Here is a 15,430-nt window from a genome sequence, read left to right on the forward strand (position 1 = left end):
CCAGGGCCGGATGCGTGGTCGAGGCGGTCGACGCCGACCCGCTCACCGCCGCGGTCGCCCAGGCCAACGCCGACGCGCTGGGGTTCGGCGACCGGGTCACGGTCCGTGCGGCCGACGCCGCCACGGTCGACCCGTCCGGCTTCGACGTCCTGTTCGCCGACCCCGCCCGCCGTACGGCCCGGGGCAGGACCTTCGATCCGATGGCCTACTCACCACCGTGGCCCCAGGTGCTGGAGATGGCGCGCCAGGCGAGGGCCGCGTGCCTGAAGGTCGCCCCGGGGATCGACTACGCGTTCATCCCGCCGGGGGCGGAGGCCGAGTGGGTCTCCCACCGGGGCGAGGTCAAGGAGGCCGCGATCTGGTGCGGCGCCCTGGCAGGCGAGGTCGAGCGCAGGGCCACGATGCTGCCGTCCGGCGCGACGCTGACCCCCGACCCCAAGCTCGGTACGGCCGGGCACGGCCCGGTCGGGCGCTACGTCCACGAGCCCGACGGGGCGGCGATCAGGGCCCACCTCGTGGCGGAGGTCGCCGACTCGGTCGGCGGGCACCTGCTCGACCCGCGCATCGCCTACATCACGGGGAACGGGACGGAGCGGACGCCGTGGGCGGCGCGGTACGAGGTCCACGAGACTCTGCCGTTCTCACTCAAACGGCTGAGGGCGGCGCTGCGTGAGCGTGGAGTGGGAAACGTGACGATCAAAAAGAGGGGCTCCGCGGTCGACGTCGATCGCCTCAGAAAGGACCTTCGCCTGACCGGGGGCGAATCCGCGGTCGTTATTCTCACCAGGATCGAGGAAAGGCCTTTCGCCCTGATATGCACCCCTTCCTGAACTGGCAAAACGGTACATCAAGCAATTAACCGGCGATCTGTCTTTTTTAAATTTGACACGGAGGACACATGTCCCAGGGGCTAGGGTTACTCACGCATGGATTTCCGGGGAAAACTCGGCCTACATTCCTCGGTAAATTAAAAACAAAGTCCTTAAAGAAACATTAAAACCCGCCGCGTGGCCGACCGTCGGTGGGGAAAGGGGTTTTCCGTGGATCGTTCCGGCCACACCCTGTTCCACGCGGACGAGCAGAGCCCGATCTTCGACCGGATGCGCGAACTGCTGGCGCACGCCGCCCAGGACCCCGTGCGCGAGCAGCTCCCGCAGGGGCCCGCGTACGAGCAGCGCCCGCAGAGCTCCGTCTACGAGCAGCTCCCCCCCGCGCCCATTTACGACCAGTGCCCCCAGCCGCCCGTGTACGAGAAGCTCTCCCCCGCGCCCGTGTACGACCAGCGCCCCCAGGGCACCGGGCTCGACGAGATCCGTCAGCGCCTCGACGGCGTGGAGTGGCTGCTGCGGGAGGCCAGGGATCGGGAGAGCGGGCTGAACGGCACGCTCGAGTCCGTGACCGGCCGCCTCGACAAGGCCCTGACCCGCCCGCCCGCCTGGGTCCAGGGGCTCGCCCAGCACGTCGAGGCGGTCCGCGACCACGTGGACTCGGTCGGCGCACGGGTCGGCTTCCTGACCCGGGAGGTCAAGTCGGTCGGCGCGCAGATCGTCCCCCTGGACGGGCTGCCGCGCCTGTGGGCCGATCTCAGCGCCGTGAGCGAGAAGACCGACGAGGCGCTCACCCGGCTCCGGGTGCTCACCGGCAAGACCCAGGACAACGGCGAGACCACCGAGCGGCTCGGCCGTCTCCAGACGGGCATGGACGCGGCCGCGGGCCGGTTCACCCGGCTGGACAAGGGGCTGGGTGAGCTGGTCCGGCGTACGGGGTCCCTTGAGAAGGGCCTGCCCGAGCTGTCGGCGGGCTTCCAGGGGGTCGTCGCCGAGGCGACCCGCCGTCTGTCGGACGCCGTCGAGCAGGTGAGCGGCAAGATCGACATGATCATGGTCAGGCTCGACGGCCTGACCGAGGACGTCGGAGACTGTCTGAGCGACCTGGACAGGCGGCTGGCCGCGCTTGAGCGGCGGATGACGGAGACGAACGAGCGGCTCGGTGAGATCGCCGCCCGTCACGAGGCGCGGTTCGACGCCCTCGACGAGCGTCTGGACGACGTCGAGGGGCGGACCCTCAACAGGATCGAGGCCGTCGACGCCCGGCTGCGGACGCTCGACGGCCACACCGGGCGGCCGGAGGACGTGCAGGCGCACGTCACCGGGGCCGGGAAGCGGCTGAAGGGCCTGCTGCAGACCCGGGAGCAGCGGCGCCTTGACCCGTTCGAGGAGCGCGTCGCCCAGGCCCGCGCGGCTCTCGCCCCCCTGGGCGACACGCTGCGCGCCCAGCCGGGCCGCGAGCGGCTCACCGAGGCGCTGACCCGGGCCGTCGAGCCCGCCGGCGCAGGCCCGGCCGACAGGCTCGGCGCGCTTGAGGAGACCGTGCTGGTCCTCGCCGAGGCCCTGCTGTGCCGGCCCCACGGCAACGGGGACTGACGCTTTCAGCACATGGTGTCGCCCGGTAGGCAGGGGGAGGTGTCGCACGCCTCCTCACCGCACAGGTTGTTCCTGACCACCTTCAGCAGCAGGGTCAGCTCCCCCGCCTGCTCCGGGCTCAGGCCGCCGGTCATCCGGCGGTGGACCTCCGCCAGGACGCGTTCGACCTCGGGACGCAGGGCGTCGCCCTTCGGAGTGCTGCTGACGATGCTGACGCGGCGGTTGGCGGGACTGGGCGCGCGGCTGACGAAGCCGCTGCGTTCGAGGCGCTGGAGGGTCTTGGTCATCGTGGACATGTCGATGCCGATGAGCCTGGCGAGCACGTTCTGCGGCTGCGGGCCGTACTCCCAGAGCAGGGTCAGGGTGCGTTCCTGGCCCGGGTAGAGGTCGAGTTCGGCCAGGAGACCGGCCATGAGCGTGCGGTGCCCTCGGGCGGCCTGGATCATCAGGCAGTTCAGGCTGTCAGGGCTTTCCTCCCAGGCTTCGACCCCCGCCGGTTCCTCGTCAAGCCGTGGAAGCGTCATCTCGTCCTCCTGTTCGACTCCAGCCTACTCCCTTGCAAGTTGGTCGCCCAAGTTGTAGAACTAACTCTTGGCCGACCAAGTTGGTTGCCCAAGTTAGCCGACCATATTAGAATCCCGAAGGGATCAGCCATGCCGTTCTCCCCGTTCAGGCTCGGTGCCCTGGAACTGCCAAACCGCCTGGTCATGGCCCCTATGACCCGTTCACGTGCCTACGTGGACGGCATCCCCTCCACGCTGACCGCCCTGTACTACGCGCAGCGCGCCTCGGCCGGTCTGATCGTCTCCGAGGGGGTGCAGCCGAGCGCGGCGGGCAAGGGATACATGGACACGCCGGGTCTGCACACCGACCACCAGGTCGCCGGATGGCGTGAGGTGACCGACGCCGTCCACGCGGCGGGTGGCCGGATCTTCGCGCAGCTCATGCACGCGGGCCGGGTCGGCCACCCGGACAACACCGGTGCGATCCCCGTCGCCCCGTCGGCCGTACGGTCGAGCGGCCAGATCTTCACCCCGAACGGCCCGCAGGACACGCCGATCCCCGTCGAACTGACCACCGAGGAGGTCGAGGCGACCGTCGGCGACTTCGCCGACGCCGCCCGTCGCGCGATCGACGCCGGGTTCGACGGGGTCGAGCTGCACGGGGCGAACGGCTACCTCATCCACCAGTTCCTGTCGCAGAACGCCAACCTGCGTCAGGACCGCTTCGGCGGCTCCGTCGAGAAGCGCATCCGCTTCGCCGTCGAGACCGCGCGGGCCGTCACGGACGCGATCGGCGCGCACCGGGTCGGCATCAGGATCTCCCCCGCCACCGGCATCCACGACCTGGCCGAGGAGGACGCGAACGAGGTCTACCCGGCGCTGCTGGCCGAGCTGGCCCACCTCGACCTGGTCTACCTGCACCACCTGGCGGGCGGTTCGGCGGAGTTCGACGGGCGGGTCCGCGCGCTGTGGCCGAACGCGCTCATCGTCAACGACCCCGCGAGGAACGACCCCTCCGACTCCGTCGCCCACTGGCTCGCCCAGGGCGCCGACCTGGTCTCCCTGGGCAAGTCGTTCCTGGCCAACCCCGACCTGCCGGTGCGCCTGCGCCTCGGCGCTCCGCTGAACGAGCCCGACCTCTCCAAGGCCTTCGGCGGCGACCACACCGGCTACACCGACTACCCGGCGCTCGCCCTGCACCCGGCCTGACGGCCCTCCGTCACACGTGGACCGTGGTGATCGGCAGCGAGGAGTCGGCGGGGATGTCCAGCGGGGAGGGGGAGATCCCGGCCGCGACCAGGTCGGAGCCGAGCGTGGCCACCATCGCCCCGTTGTCGGTGCACAGGCCGGGCCGGGGGACGCGCAGCCGTACACCCGCGGCGTCGCAGCGCTCCTGGGCCAGGGCCCGCAGCCGGGAGTTGGCGGCCACGCCACCGCCGATCAGCAGGTCGCGCACGCCGTGCTCCCGGCAGGCCAGCAGGGCCTTGTGGGTCAGCACGTCGACCACGGCCTCCTGGAAGGAGGCGGCCACGTCCGGCACGTGGATCGTCTCACCGGCGCGCTCCCTGGCCTCGACCCAGCGGGCGACGGCGGTCTTCAGCCCGGAGAAGGAGAAGTCGAGTGTCCCGTCGTCGTGCTTGCCCCTGGGGAAGGCGATGGCCGTACCCGAGCCGCCGCCCGCCACCCGGTCGATGTGGGGACCTCCGGGGAAGGGCAGGCCGAGCACCCGGGCCACCTTGTCGAAGGCCTCTCCGGCGGCGTCGTCGACGGTCGAGCCCAGCGGGATGACCTCCTTGGCGACGTCGGGCACCAGCAGCAGCGAGGAGTGACCGCCGGAGACCAGCATCGCGATGCAGGGCTTGGGCAGGGCGCCGTGTTCGAGCTGGTCGACCGCCACGTGGGCGGCCAGGTGGTTCACGCCGTACAGGGGCACGCCAAGTCCGAGCGAGTAGGCCTTGGCGGCGGCGACGCCGACGAGCAGGGCGCCCGCCAGGCCCGGGCCCGCGGTCACCGCGATCGCGTCGATGTCGGTCAGACGCAGACCCGCCTGGTCGAGGGCGCGCTCGATGGTCGGGGTCATCGCCTCAAGGTGGGCCCGTGAGGCGACCTCGGGCACGACGCCGCCGAACCGGGCGTGCTGCTCGACGCTTGAGGCGATCGTGTTGGCCAGCAGGGTGTGCCCCCTGACGATGCCGATCCCGGTCTCGTCGCAGGAGGTCTCGATGCCCAGCACCAGGGGTTCGTCACGCATTGAGGTCCTTCTTCATCATGATCGCGTCGGTGCCGTCCTCGTAGTAGCGGCGGCGCAGGCCGATCCGCTCGAATCCGAACCTCTCGTAGACGGCCTGGGCGCCGGAGTTGTCCGCGCGCACCTCAAGGAAGACCGACGTGGCGCCACGCCGTACGGCCTCGGTGAGCAGCTCGGTCAGCATGGCCCCGCCGATCCCGGCCCGGCGGTGGCCCTCGGAGACGGCGATGGTCTGCACGTCCGCCTGGTCCCCCGCCGCGTAGAGCCCGGCGTAGCCGACGATCTCCTCGCCGACGACGGCGACCACGTAGTGCCTGGTCCTGGGCTGGTCGTCCAGCTCGCCGCGGAGCATGCCCTCGCTCCAGGCGTCCAGTGGGAAGGTCTCCCGCTCGACCTTCATCACCTCGGGCAGGTCGTCGTGGGTCATCGGGCGCAGGACCACGCTCACGCGGAGACCCTCTTCGGCGGCGCGGGCACCTGGGCGTCGGGACGGCGCAGGTAGATCGGCCTGGGCAGGCTCAGCACGGGGTGCGTGCCGCTCTCCACGACCTCCGCGACGTCGGGCCGGCCGAGCTGTTCGGCGGCCAGCGCCGCCATCGCCCCGGCGAAGGGGTACTCGGGCGCGTCGAGCAGCCGGGAGGCGCCGACGACCTCGGCGTACATCCGCGCGCCCGCGCCGACGAGCGGCAGGTCCGCGGGCAGGTCCTGGGGTTTGTCCACGGCGGGGCCGGACAGACGGGTCCGCCGGTCCTCGTAGTGACCCCAGAAGACCTCCTTGCGGCGGGCGTCCGTGGCCACGAGGAAGGGCTCTTCGAGCCCGCTGCCGTAGGCCACGGCGTCGAGCGTGCACAGGCCGTAGGCGGGCACGCCCAGCGAGGTCGCCAGGGCCTGGGCGGTGACCAGGCCGACCCGCAGCCCGGTGTAGGGACCGGGGCCGGAGCCCGCGACGACGGCCGTGACGTCGGCGAGGACGACACCGGCCTCCCGCAGGACCGTCTCGATCGTGGGAACGAGCAGCTCGCCGTGCCGACGGGCGTCAACCGTCGTCGACTCGGCCAGGACCCTCTCGCCGTCGTGCAGCGCTGCGGTGACGGCGGGGGTCGCGGTATCAAAGGCCAGGACCAGCACGAACAGTTAGCCTAGTCCGTCTCGGATCAGGTCAGGTCCTCGCTTCGACGAGCGCGCGTCGATCCGCGCGCCGACCTGGCCGGCCGCTCCGTCCCGGATCAGGTCTTCGCCTTGACGAGGGTGGCGTAGACGATGACGTTGTCGCGGTACTCGTGCTTGTCCCAGTCGAAGGTGCCGCCGCAGGTGATGAGCCTCAGGCCGTCCTCCAGATAGACCTTGTCCGCGGGGAAACGGTCCTTGCTGGTCTGCTCGATGGAGTCCACACGGTACTGGGCGACCTTGCCGTCGCTGCGCACGACCTTGATCGCCTGCCCGGCCCGCATCTGCTTGAGCTTGTAGAAGACGGCCGGGTCGGTCTTGGTGTCGACATGCCCGAGGATCACCGCCGAACCGGGGTCGCCGGGGACGGCGCTCTCCTTGAGCCATCCGGCCTCGTCCGGCCTGTCGAACGGCGGCAGGTCGATCTGGCCGTCCGTGACGCCGAGTTTCATCAGGGGCGCCTCGATGCCCAGCGAGGGGATGTCGAGGCGCTTGGGCACGACCGCGGCGCGGGCGGGGGTCTCGTCCCGGTCGCCCCTGTTGATCGCGACCATGACGAAACCGGTGACGAGCCCGGCGACGACGATCCGGGTCCAGCGGGAGGAGGCCATCGGTTACCGCTACGAGCGGCGACGCCGTACGACGAGGTAGCCCGCTCCGCCGGCCAGGGCGACGGCGAGCAGGGCCCCGGTCGTGCCGAGCGGCATGCCCGAGCCGTCGTTCGGACCGCCCGCGGCGGTGCCTCCGCCGCCGGTCGCCGGGCCGTGGGTCGAGATGATCGTGCGGGTCGGCTTCGGGCGCGAGGTCGGCTTCGAGCTCGACTCTCCGTCGGAGACGATCCTCAGGCTCGCCTTGCCGGTGTCGTTGGTGCCCTCGCACCGGGTGTTGACGTCGTAGACACCCGTCTTGGCGCCGTCGGCGACGGTGGCCTGGCCGCGGACCCAGGGGCGCGCGGCGGGCGTGCCGGTCGCGGAGGCGGAGGGGCTCGGAGTCGCCAGGATCGGCTCAAGGGTGATCGCGGCGCTGAAGACCTCGGCGGAGGCGGTTCCCCGGTGTTCCGGGCCGCCCTCGGGGATGGGGCAGTTGGCCAGCACCCACACCTTCTGCCCGGCCTTGGCGCGGGCGGGCTGGAGCTGGACCTCGATGTCCTGCCTGCTGATCGTGGTCCGATCCGCCACGGGTGAGGTGTTCCCGTTCGTGCCCTCCGTGGTGGGCTGGGCCGAGCATCCGGCCACTCCGAAGAGGGCGGCAGCCCCCAGAACCGCGACACGCTTCACCCTTGGCACCCGTCGCACTCCACTTCGCAGTCCGGCCGACGACCCTGGCTCGGCTTAACTTCCCGCCTGATCCCCATTAAACATGGACATAACCGCATGGTCGATCTTCGGTCCCGATCATCTATCCCAAGTGGGATGTGATGCCAGAGTGCCAGGATTCCCGGGCCTACGGGGGTGAATCAGACAACGCCCTCCCAGCGGGCGCCGACGCCGCGCAGCCGTACGGTCCGTTCCTCGGTCTCGCCCGCGGCCTCGGCGCGCTCGACGCTGATCTCAAGGCGGTCCTCGGTCAGTCCCTCGACCAGGCCCTCACCCCACTCGACGACCGTCACCGAGTCTTCGAGGGAGGCGTCCAGGTCGAGGTCGTCGACCTCCAGGTTCCCGCCGAGACGGTAGGCGTCGGCGTGCACCAGCGCGGGGCCGCCGGACAGCGAGGGGTGGACCCTGGCGATGACGAAGGTCGGGGAGGTGATCGGCCCGCGCACCTTCAACCCCTCCGCGATCCCCTGGACCAGGGTCGTCTTGCCCGCGCCCAGCGGCCCGGACAGCACCGCGAGGTCTCCCGCGCGCAACAGCCCGGCCAGTTCGACGCCCAGCTCGCGCATCTCCTCCGCGGTCGCCACGACTCTCACCGGTTCGTCTCCTCTGTGTCCGCGGGCTCCGTGCCCCCTGGTTCGGCCGCCGCCCGCTTGAGCAGGTCGCGCAGCGCGTCGTTGACGACGGTAGGCCGTTCGAGCTGGATCAGGTGCGAGGTTCCGGAAACCTCGGTGAGCTGGGCCCGTGGCAGCGCGGCGGCGATGGCCCTGCTGTGCTCGATCGGCGTCAGCCAGTCCTTGTCCCCCACGATGATGGAGGTCGGCACGTCGTCCAGGACGCCGAGCGCGCCCAGTTTGTCGTGCGACATCAGCGCGGGGTAGAAGTCGGCGATCACCTCGAACGGCGTCGAGCGGATCATCGACTCGGCGAAGTCGACCACCGTCGGGCTGACGTTCTTCGGGTCGCCGAAGCCCAGGTGACGCAGCAGCAGGAAGGCCACGTCGTTGCCCGCCTGCCGCCCCTTGTCGACCAGCGCGCCGCCCCTGCCGAGCAGGGCGACCGTGCCGGGGGTGACCCTGTGCACCGCCCTCGACAGCAGCGCCGGAAGCCCCAGGGAGATCTCGGCCAGCTTGCCCGCCGAGGTGGAGATCAGCGCGACGCCCCTGACCTTGTCGCCGAACAGGTCGGGGTGGCGTTCGGCGAGCGCCATGACGGTCATCCCGCCCATGGAGTGGCCGACCAGGACACACGGGCCGGGCACCAGCTCCTCGATCACCTCGGCCAGGTCGTCGCCGAGCCGGTCGATCGTGCACCCCTCGGCGCCCGCGTGCGGCGAGCGCCCGTGCGCGCGCTGGTCCCACAGGACCAGACGGTGGGAGTCGCGCAGGTCACGCCGCTGGTAGTGCCAGGAGTCCAGGTTGAGCGTGTAGCCGTGGCAGAGCACCACGGTGAGCGGGGAGTCCTCGACGCCGTCCACCTCGGCGTAGAGGCCGACGCCGTCGGAGGTGGTGACCCTGACCGGCTCACCGCGCAGCTCGCCGAGGGGCTCGCTCATCTCCAGGTCGGGGCGGAGCCTGATGCGCCCGACCGCGTACCGCTTGGCGAGGGCCGCGGCGGCCACCCCGGCGGACGCGGCGCCGACGACGGCTCCCGCGATGCCGACCCTGCGCCGTGCGGTGTTGCTCATACGACCCCCAGCCGTGCCTTTCAGTGGTAAACGCGCGGAACCCGCGATCCGATCCTGGTCACGATCTCATGTGTGATCGTGCCAAGGGAATCCGCCCACTCCTGCAGGGTCGGCTCGCCCAGCGACCCGTCACCGAAGACGATGACCTCGTCGCCCTCGGTCAGCGGGTCGTCCCCGACGTCGATGACGAACTGGTCCATGCAGACCCGCCCGGCGACCCGGTGCCGCCTGCCGCCCGCGAACACCTCCGCGAGGTTGCCGGCGTGCCGCATGATGCCGTCGGCGTAGCCGAGGGGGACCAGGCCGAGCGTGGTCTCGCGCCCGGTGAGGTAGGTGTGGCCGTAGGAGACCCCGGCGCCCGCGGGCACCCGCTTGGCCATCGCGATCCGCGCGACCAGGGTCATCGCGGGCCGCAGCCCGAAGTCGCCCATCTCGGGGATGGGGCTCAGCCCGAAGACCGCCAGGCCGGGGCGGACCATGTCGTAACGCGCCCTGGGCAGGGTCAGCACCGCCGCGGAGTTGGCCAGGTGCCGGATCACGTGCGAGCCGCCGATGCCCGCCCGCTTCGCGACCGCCACGGCGTCGTCGAAGGCGTCAAGCTGGATGTCGATGGACGGATGGCCGGGCATGTCGGCGCAGGCGAGGTGCGACCAGAGTCCGACGACCTCGACGGTGCCCTCGACCTGTCGTTTCATGGCACGCTCCACGAGCGTCGGCCACTCGGCGCCGGACGCGCCGCCCCTGCGGATGCCGGTGTCCACCTTCAGGTGCACCCTGGCCGTCCTGCCCGTACGGCCCGCGGCCTCGGCGATGGCGTCCACCAGCCACACGGCGCCCGCCGACAGGTCGATCCCCTGGACGATCGCCTCCTCAAGGGGCTCGCCCGGCGGGATGATCCACGCCATGACCGGCGCCGTGATCCCCTCGGCCCGCAGTGCCAGCGCCTCACGGATGTAGGCGGTGCCGAGGCGGGTCGCGCCCCCCGCGAGACTGGCCCTGGCGGAGGCGGCGAGGCCGTGGCCGTAACCGTCGGACTTGACCACGGCCATGGTCTCCGCACCCTGAGAGCGCTCCCTCAGCAAGGCCACGTTTTCCCTGATGGCGGAGAGGTTCACCCTCGCCTCGGCAGGGGTCATCGGCATGCTCATTCCCCCAGTCTCCCAGGTCAGCGGTCTAACCTATGCCAAAGGCACCTCTTTTGGGACGTTTCCGGCGACGCATCATCGCCCCGGCAGGGGGCCGGGACGAGGTGTTCACCTGCCCTCCCGACCCTGTCCGAAACTCCCGCCTATCTCGACCGGAAACCGGGTTCGAGGAGAGACCGCAGCACGCCCTGGACGGCCTCAAGAACGTCCCAGGCCGACAGGGGGCCGTCCGCGCCCGCCAGGCCGTGCAGATGGGCGGCGCACGAGGCCGCGTCGTAGGGGTCGAGTCCGGCGGCCAGCAGCGTCCCCGCGATCCCGGCGAGCACGTCCCCGGTGCCCGCGGTCGCCAGCCACGGGCTGCCGGTGAGGTTCACCCTGACCGGCAGGCCGTCCCGCGCCACGAGCGTGGTCGAGCCCTTGAGCAGCACGGTCACGCCCAGCTCCGCCACCGCCCGCCGTACGTGGTCCAGGGGGTCGGCCTCGATCCGCTCCCTGGGCACGCCGAGCAGCCGCGACAGCTCCCCCGCGTGCGGGGTGACCAGCACCGGGGCCGTACGGCGCAGCAGCGACCTGTCCTGGGCGACCAGCGTCAGCGCGTCGGCGTCGACGAGCACGGGCACCTCGCTCGCCAGCACGGCGCGGACGACCTCCAGCGACTCCGGTCCCGTCCCGAGGCCGGGACCGAGCACCCACGCCTGCACCCGGCCGACCTCGCCGATCCCCTGCCCCGGCTTCAGCTCTGTGATCACCGCCTCCGGCCAGCGGGCGCGCACCTGCGCCACCGGCTCGGCGACCCCGGCGTAGCGGACCATGCCCGCTCCCGACCTGACGGCCCCGCCGACGGCCAGCACCGCGGCCCCGGTGTAGCCGTGGCTCCCCGCCGCGACGCCGACCACCCCCCTGCGGTACTTGTCGGACGTGGCGTCCGGCCTGGGCAGCAGCGCGGCCACGTCGGCACCGGTCAGCGCGGTCACCTCGGGCTCCGGTGTGTACGGCCCGAGCCCGATGTCGACGAACTCCACCCGTCCCGCGTGACGCGCCCCCGGGCTGACGAGCAGCCCGGGCTTGTAGGTGCCGAAGGTGACCGTGACGTCCGCCTCGACCGCCTCCCCCTCGACCCGCCCCGTGGTGGCGTCGACCCCGCTCGGCACGTCCACGGCGACGACCAGGGGCCCGTCACCCGCCGCCCGCCCCGAGGCCTCCCGGGTCAGCCCGGCCAGCGTCGAGTACGGCTCACGCGGCGCCCCCGTTCCGCCGATGCCGAGCAGGCCGTCCATGACCAGGTCGGCCGCCCCGAGCAGCGCGCGCGCCCGCTCACGCCACCCGTCCTGGGCCGCCCTGATGTCGAGGACGCGTCCCCCGGCGCGGCGCAGGGCCGCCAGGCCGGCCTCGTGGACCCGGATCCCGGCCAGGACCGCTTCGACCCTGGCGCCCCTGGCCGCCAGGCGGGCCCCGGCGAACAGGGCGTCGCCCCCGTTGTCCCCCGAGCCGACCAGCAGCACGACCCGCGAGCCGTACACGCCGCCGAGCAGCGCCGCGCAGGTCACCGCGAGGCCGGTCGCGGCCCGGTCCATGAGCGTGCCGTGGGGCAGCTTCGCCATCAGGGCCGCCTCGGCCGTCCTGACCTGATCGGAGGTGTGAGCGCTGAGCATGATCCGACGGTATCCCGTCCGGCCCACGCCACACCGTGAGGCCGTACGGTCAGCCCTCGGCGATCACGTAGGCGACGGCCACACCCCCGTCGTGCGTCAGCGACACGTGCCACCGGACGACGCCCAGGGCCACGGCGACCTCGGCGACCGCGCCGTGGACGCGCAGCTCCGGCCTGCCGTACGCGCCGGAGAGCACCTCGGCGTCGAGGTGGCTCAGCCCCGGAGGGGCGCCGAGGGCCTTGGCGACGGCCTCCTTGGCCGCGAACCGCGCCGCCAGGGACCGTACGGCCAGCCCGCGCTCGGCCTCGGTGAACAACCTGGCCCGCAGGGAGGGCGTCCTTTCGAGCGACGCCGCGAACCGCGCGACGTCCACGACGTCGACCCCGATGCCTACGATCACGGTTCCAGGCTAGGGTCTGTCCCCGGTACCCACTTTCCCGCCCCGGCAATCCATGGATGTTATCCACAGGTTGTGGACACATCCTCCATGGCCAGATATGTCGGTCTCCGCTTCTAAGGTGATCACATGCTCTCGCTGGCCGTCGTGGCCGTCCTGATGGCCTTCGCGGCCCGTTACTGGTCGGGTCCGGTCCATCCGCAGCGGATCACGGCGTTCGCCAGGCGCCACGCGCTGGCGATCACCCCCGGCGCCGAACCGGTCGTCCGGCACTACCTGCGGACCACCCGCGTGTGGCGGGCCCCGGGGCTGGTCGCGGGGCTCTTCCTCACGATGCCCCTGATCCCCTTCACCGACCTCGGGCTGCCGTTCGGGATGTCGATCGACCCGTTCAGCGGCTGGTTCCTCGGGGTGCTCGGGGCCGAGCTGGCGATCGGCTCCAGACGGGCTCCGGGGCCGGTCGCGGCCGTCACCGCCCCGCCCCGGCTGCTGTCCCCCCAGGCCCGCGCGTTCCTGTACGGCGGCGCCGCACTGAGCGCGGCGAGCCTGCTGATCGGGATCGGCGTCGCCCTCACGGGAACCCCCTCCCCCGCCCTGCCCTGGACGGGGGTCGGCGCCGCCGTCACGGGTGGAACGCTGCTCCTGGTCCGCTCCCTGCGGCTGCGCCCGATCCCGGCGGCCCCGGCCGACGTGGTCGCGGCCGTGCTCGCCACCCGGTCCCGGTCGGCCCACACGCTGGCCACGGGCAACGCGGTCTTCGCCTACGCCTGGGGCCTGGTCGACGTCCCCATGACCGCCTGGGGCGACCTGCCGGTGGGCGTCGTGGGCCTGCCCCTGGTGGTCGGCGCCTTCCTCACGGGCACCCGGCAGTGGGCGATCACCGTGGGGCCCCCGGCTACTCGACCGTGACGGACTTGGCCAGGTTGCGGGGCTGGTCCACGTCATGACCCTTGGCCGTGGCCAGCTCGCAGGCGAAGACCTGCAACGGCACGGTGGCCACCAGCGGCTGCAGCAGGGTCGGCACCGCCGGGACACGGATCAGCGTGTCGGCGTACGGCTCGACCGAGGTGTCGCCCTCCTCGGCGACGACGATGGTCTTGGCCCCCCTGGCCCTGATCTCCTGGATGTTGGAGACGATCTTCTCGTGGGTCACCCGCTGACCGGACGGCGAGGGCACCACGACCACGACGGGCAGCCCCCGCTCGATCAGCGCGATCGGCCCGTGCTTGAGCTCTCCGGCCGCGAAGCCCTCGGCGTGCATGTAGGCGAGTTCCTTGAGCTTCAGCGCCCCCTCAAGGGCGACGGGGAAGCCGACGTGACGGCCCAGGAAGAGCACGCAGCGCTCGTCGGCCAGGGAACGGGCCAGCTCCCTGACCGGCTCCATCGTGGAGAGCACCTCCTCGACCCGCGCGGGCATCTCCCACAGCCTCGCGACGATCTGGGAGATCTCGTCGCCGAACTTGGTCCCCCTGACCTGGGCGAGGTAGAGCGCGACCAGGTAGCAGGCCACGAGCTGGGTGAGAAAGGCCTTGGTCGAGGCGACGGCGATCTCCGGGCCCGCGTGGGTGTAGAGGACGGCGTCCGCCTCACGCGGGATCGTGGACCCGTTCACGTTGCAGATGGCCAGCACCCGGGAGTGCTGTTCGCGGGCGTGCCGTACGGCCATCAGGCTGTCCATCGTCTCCCCGGACTGGCTGATCACGATGATCAGCGTGTCGCGGGTGAGGATCGGGTCGCGGTATCTGAACTCGCTGGCCAGCTCGACCTCGCACGGGATGCCCGCCCAGTGTTCGATGGCATATTTCGCGATAAGTCCGGCGTGGTAGGAGGTGCCGCACGCGATCACGATGATCTTGTTGATCTCCCGCAGTTCCTCGGCGGACAGCCGTACCTCGTCCAGCGTCAGCAGCCCGTCCACATCGATCCTGCCCAGCAGCGTGTTCGCGACCGCCCGGGGCTGCTCGGCGATCTCCTTCAGCATGAAGTGGTCGTAGCCGCCCTTCTCCGCCGCCGAGGCGTCCCAGTTCACGTGGTAGTCCCGCGTCGGGACGGGACGACCCTCGAAGTCGGTGACCGTGATCTCGTTGGCGCGCAGCCGTACCACCTGGTCCTGGCCGAGCTCGATCGCCTCCCGGGTGTGGGCGATGAAGGCCGCCACGTCGGAGCCGATGAAGTTCTCCCCCTCACCGCGCCCGACGACCAGCGGTGAGTTGCGGCGGGCGCCGACCACCGTGTCCGGCTCGTCGACCGAGACGGCCAGCAGCGTGAAGGCCCCCTCAAGACGCCGGCAGGTACGGCGCATCGCCTCGGCCAGCCCCAGGTCGGCGAACTCCTCCAGCATGTGCGCGACCACCTCGGTGTCGGTCTCCGAGTCGATCTTGTGGCCGTTGTCCTCAAGCTCGGCCCGCAGCTCGGCGAAGTTCTCGACGATGCCGTTGTGGATGACCGCGATCCGCTCGTGGCAGTCGGTGTGCGGGTGGGCGTTGCGATCGGTCGGCGCGCCGTGGGTGGCCCACCTGGTGTGCCCGATCCCGGTCGTCACCGGCGGCACCGGGTACCCCGCCAGGCTGGAGCGCAGGTTGGCCAGCTTGCCCGCCCGCTTCTCGACGGTGAGTTCCCCGTCGGTCCCGACGAGGGCGATCCCCGAGGAGTCGTATCCCCGGTACTCCAACCGCCCCAGCCCCTCGACGACCACGTCGACGGCCCGCCGCCCGCCGACGTACCCCACGATTCCGCACATGGGATCCCCCTTTCGTCCGAACGAGATAGGGAGAACGTGCCCGCAGGCTCGGGATTCCCGCCCGGTATCGGGCAAAGCCGTCCCCACCGAAAGGCACTTTTGACCGATCAGTAGGCTTCGGAGCTATGGCCAACGGGTTGGACGGCACGCCGTAT

At 71.5% G+C, this 15,430-nt stretch carries 16 protein-coding genes; 4 read left to right on the forward strand and 12 right to left on the reverse strand.

The features are described 5' to 3' along the window. Positions 1 to 14: 14 nt before the first annotated feature. Both ACFOYY_RS29440 and ACFOYY_RS29445 read left to right on the forward strand, forming a co-directional pair. Positions 15 to 830: a THUMP-like domain-containing protein gene (locus tag ACFOYY_RS29440; RefSeq protein WP_386193971.1), complete on the forward strand. Its 816-nt coding sequence runs from the start codon at positions 15 to 17 to the stop codon at positions 828 to 830. A 210-nt stretch (positions 831 to 1,040) separates the two neighbouring features. Continuing rightward, the gene (locus ACFOYY_RS29445) at positions 1,041 to 2,423 is read left to right on the forward strand and encodes a hypothetical protein (RefSeq protein ID WP_362916302.1); all 1,383 of its coding nucleotides are present in this window, start codon (positions 1,041 to 1,043) and stop codon (positions 2,421 to 2,423) included. A 5-nt stretch (positions 2,424 to 2,428) separates the two neighbouring features. Here the strand turns inward: ACFOYY_RS29445 and ACFOYY_RS29450 are convergent, their stop codons facing one another. After that, entirely contained in the window at positions 2,429 to 2,947 is a 519-nt protein-coding gene (locus tag ACFOYY_RS29450; RefSeq protein WP_352015559.1) for a MarR family winged helix-turn-helix transcriptional regulator, read from the reverse strand. A 129-nt stretch (positions 2,948 to 3,076) separates the two neighbouring features. Between ACFOYY_RS29450 and ACFOYY_RS29455 the strand changes: the two genes are divergently transcribed. After that, positions 3,077 to 4,135, forward strand: a complete 1,059-nt coding sequence (locus tag ACFOYY_RS29455) for an alkene reductase (RefSeq protein WP_386193974.1) — start codon at positions 3,077 to 3,079, stop codon at positions 4,133 to 4,135. Positions 4,136 to 4,145: 10 nt separating this feature from the next. Here the strand turns inward: ACFOYY_RS29455 and tsaD are convergent, their stop codons facing one another. From tsaD to ACFOYY_RS29505, 10 genes are all read right to left on the reverse strand, one after another. Then, positions 4,146 to 5,177 carry a tRNA (adenosine(37)-N6)-threonylcarbamoyltransferase complex transferase subunit TsaD gene (gene tsaD / locus ACFOYY_RS29460; RefSeq protein WP_352015561.1) on the reverse strand — a complete coding sequence of 344 codons (1,032 nt, stop codon included), beginning with the start codon at positions 5,175 to 5,177 and terminating at the stop codon, positions 4,146 to 4,148. After that, positions 5,170 to 5,622: a ribosomal protein S18-alanine N-acetyltransferase gene (gene rimI, locus ACFOYY_RS29465; RefSeq protein ID WP_352015562.1), complete on the reverse strand. Its 453-nt coding sequence runs from the start codon at positions 5,620 to 5,622 to the stop codon at positions 5,170 to 5,172. The genes tsaD and rimI overlap by 8 nt, the downstream gene beginning before the upstream one ends. Beyond that, on the reverse strand, positions 5,619 to 6,302 hold the full coding sequence (tsaB, locus tag ACFOYY_RS29470) for a tRNA (adenosine(37)-N6)-threonylcarbamoyltransferase complex dimerization subunit type 1 TsaB (RefSeq protein ID WP_352015563.1): 684 nt from the start codon (positions 6,300 to 6,302) through the stop codon (positions 5,619 to 5,621). Before tsaB ends, rimI begins: the two co-directional genes overlap by 4 nt. A gap of 98 nt (positions 6,303 to 6,400) precedes the next feature. Beyond that, positions 6,401 to 6,952 (reverse strand): class F sortase, encoded by a 552-nt coding sequence (locus ACFOYY_RS29475; RefSeq protein ID WP_352015564.1) that lies wholly within the window; start codon positions 6,950 to 6,952, stop codon positions 6,401 to 6,403. 9 nt (positions 6,953 to 6,961) lie between these two features. Then, positions 6,962 to 7,618 carry a hypothetical protein gene (locus ACFOYY_RS29480; protein WP_362773171.1) on the reverse strand — a complete coding sequence of 219 codons (657 nt, stop codon included), beginning with the start codon at positions 7,616 to 7,618 and terminating at the stop codon, positions 6,962 to 6,964. Between the two features lie 179 nt (positions 7,619 to 7,797). Next, positions 7,798 to 8,250 (reverse strand): tRNA (adenosine(37)-N6)-threonylcarbamoyltransferase complex ATPase subunit type 1 TsaE, encoded by a 453-nt coding sequence (gene tsaE / locus ACFOYY_RS29485; RefSeq protein WP_352015566.1) that lies wholly within the window; start codon positions 8,248 to 8,250, stop codon positions 7,798 to 7,800. Continuing rightward, positions 8,247 to 9,341 carry an alpha/beta fold hydrolase gene (locus ACFOYY_RS29490; RefSeq protein ID WP_386193980.1) on the reverse strand — a complete coding sequence of 365 codons (1,095 nt, stop codon included), beginning with the start codon at positions 9,339 to 9,341 and terminating at the stop codon, positions 8,247 to 8,249. Before ACFOYY_RS29490 ends, tsaE begins: the two co-directional genes overlap by 4 nt. 20 nt (positions 9,342 to 9,361) lie before the next feature. After that, positions 9,362 to 10,483 (reverse strand): alanine racemase, encoded by a 1,122-nt coding sequence (alr, locus tag ACFOYY_RS29495; RefSeq protein ID WP_352015568.1) that lies wholly within the window; start codon positions 10,481 to 10,483, stop codon positions 9,362 to 9,364. Positions 10,484 to 10,629: 146 nt separating this feature from the next. After that, on the reverse strand, positions 10,630 to 12,138 hold the full coding sequence (locus tag ACFOYY_RS29500; RefSeq protein ID WP_386193983.1) for an NAD(P)H-hydrate dehydratase: 1,509 nt from the start codon (positions 12,136 to 12,138) through the stop codon (positions 10,630 to 10,632). A gap of 49 nt (positions 12,139 to 12,187) precedes the next feature. Then, a complete protein-coding gene (locus tag ACFOYY_RS29505; RefSeq protein WP_352015570.1) occupies positions 12,188 to 12,538 on the reverse strand; it encodes a holo-ACP synthase in 351 nt (116 codons plus the stop codon). A 126-nt stretch (positions 12,539 to 12,664) separates the two neighbouring features. Here ACFOYY_RS29505 and ACFOYY_RS29510 point away from each other — a divergent pair, with 126 nt between their 5' ends. After that, a complete protein-coding gene (locus ACFOYY_RS29510) occupies positions 12,665 to 13,444 on the forward strand; it encodes a hypothetical protein (RefSeq protein ID WP_386193985.1) in 780 nt (259 codons plus the stop codon). Here ACFOYY_RS29510 and glmS read toward each other — a convergent pair. Further along, positions 13,431 to 15,275 (reverse strand): glutamine--fructose-6-phosphate transaminase (isomerizing), encoded by a 1,845-nt coding sequence (glmS, locus tag ACFOYY_RS29515; RefSeq protein ID WP_386193987.1) that lies wholly within the window; start codon positions 15,273 to 15,275, stop codon positions 13,431 to 13,433. The genes ACFOYY_RS29510 and glmS overlap by 14 nt on opposite strands. Positions 15,276 to 15,430: the final 155 nt, after the last annotated feature.

The organism is Streptosporangium jomthongense (genome assembly GCF_042650425.1).
In the GTDB taxonomy this organism is placed as follows: Bacteria; Actinomycetota; Actinomycetes; order Streptosporangiales; family Streptosporangiaceae; genus Streptosporangium.

Bases quoted from the DNA above. Each gene is read 5' to 3' on its own strand.
- ACFOYY_RS29455 (WP_386193974.1), top strand. From the start codon at position 3,077: ATGCCGTTCTCCCCGTTCAGGCTCGGTGCCCTGGAACTGCCAAACCGC.
- tsaD (WP_352015561.1), bottom strand. From the start codon at position 5,177: ATGCGTGACGAACCCCTGGTGCTGGGCATCGAGACCTCCTGCGACGAG.
- ACFOYY_RS29490 (WP_386193980.1), bottom strand. From the start codon at position 9,341: ATGAGCAACACCGCACGGCGCAGGGTCGGCATCGCGGGAGCCGTCGTC.
- ACFOYY_RS29450 (WP_352015559.1), bottom strand. From the start codon at position 2,947: ATGACGCTTCCACGGCTTGACGAGGAACCGGCGGGGGTCGAAGCCTGG.
- ACFOYY_RS29510 (WP_386193985.1), top strand. From the start codon at position 12,665: ATGCTCTCGCTGGCCGTCGTGGCCGTCCTGATGGCCTTCGCGGCCCGT.
- alr (WP_352015568.1), bottom strand. From the start codon at position 10,483: ATGCCGATGACCCCTGCCGAGGCGAGGGTGAACCTCTCCGCCATCAGG.
- glmS (WP_386193987.1), bottom strand. From the start codon at position 15,275: ATGTGCGGAATCGTGGGGTACGTCGGCGGGCGGCGGGCCGTCGACGTG.
- ACFOYY_RS29500 (WP_386193983.1), bottom strand. From the start codon at position 12,138: ATGCTCAGCGCTCACACCTCCGATCAGGTCAGGACGGCCGAGGCGGCC.
- ACFOYY_RS29475 (WP_352015564.1), bottom strand. From the start codon at position 6,952: ATGGCCTCCTCCCGCTGGACCCGGATCGTCGTCGCCGGGCTCGTCACC.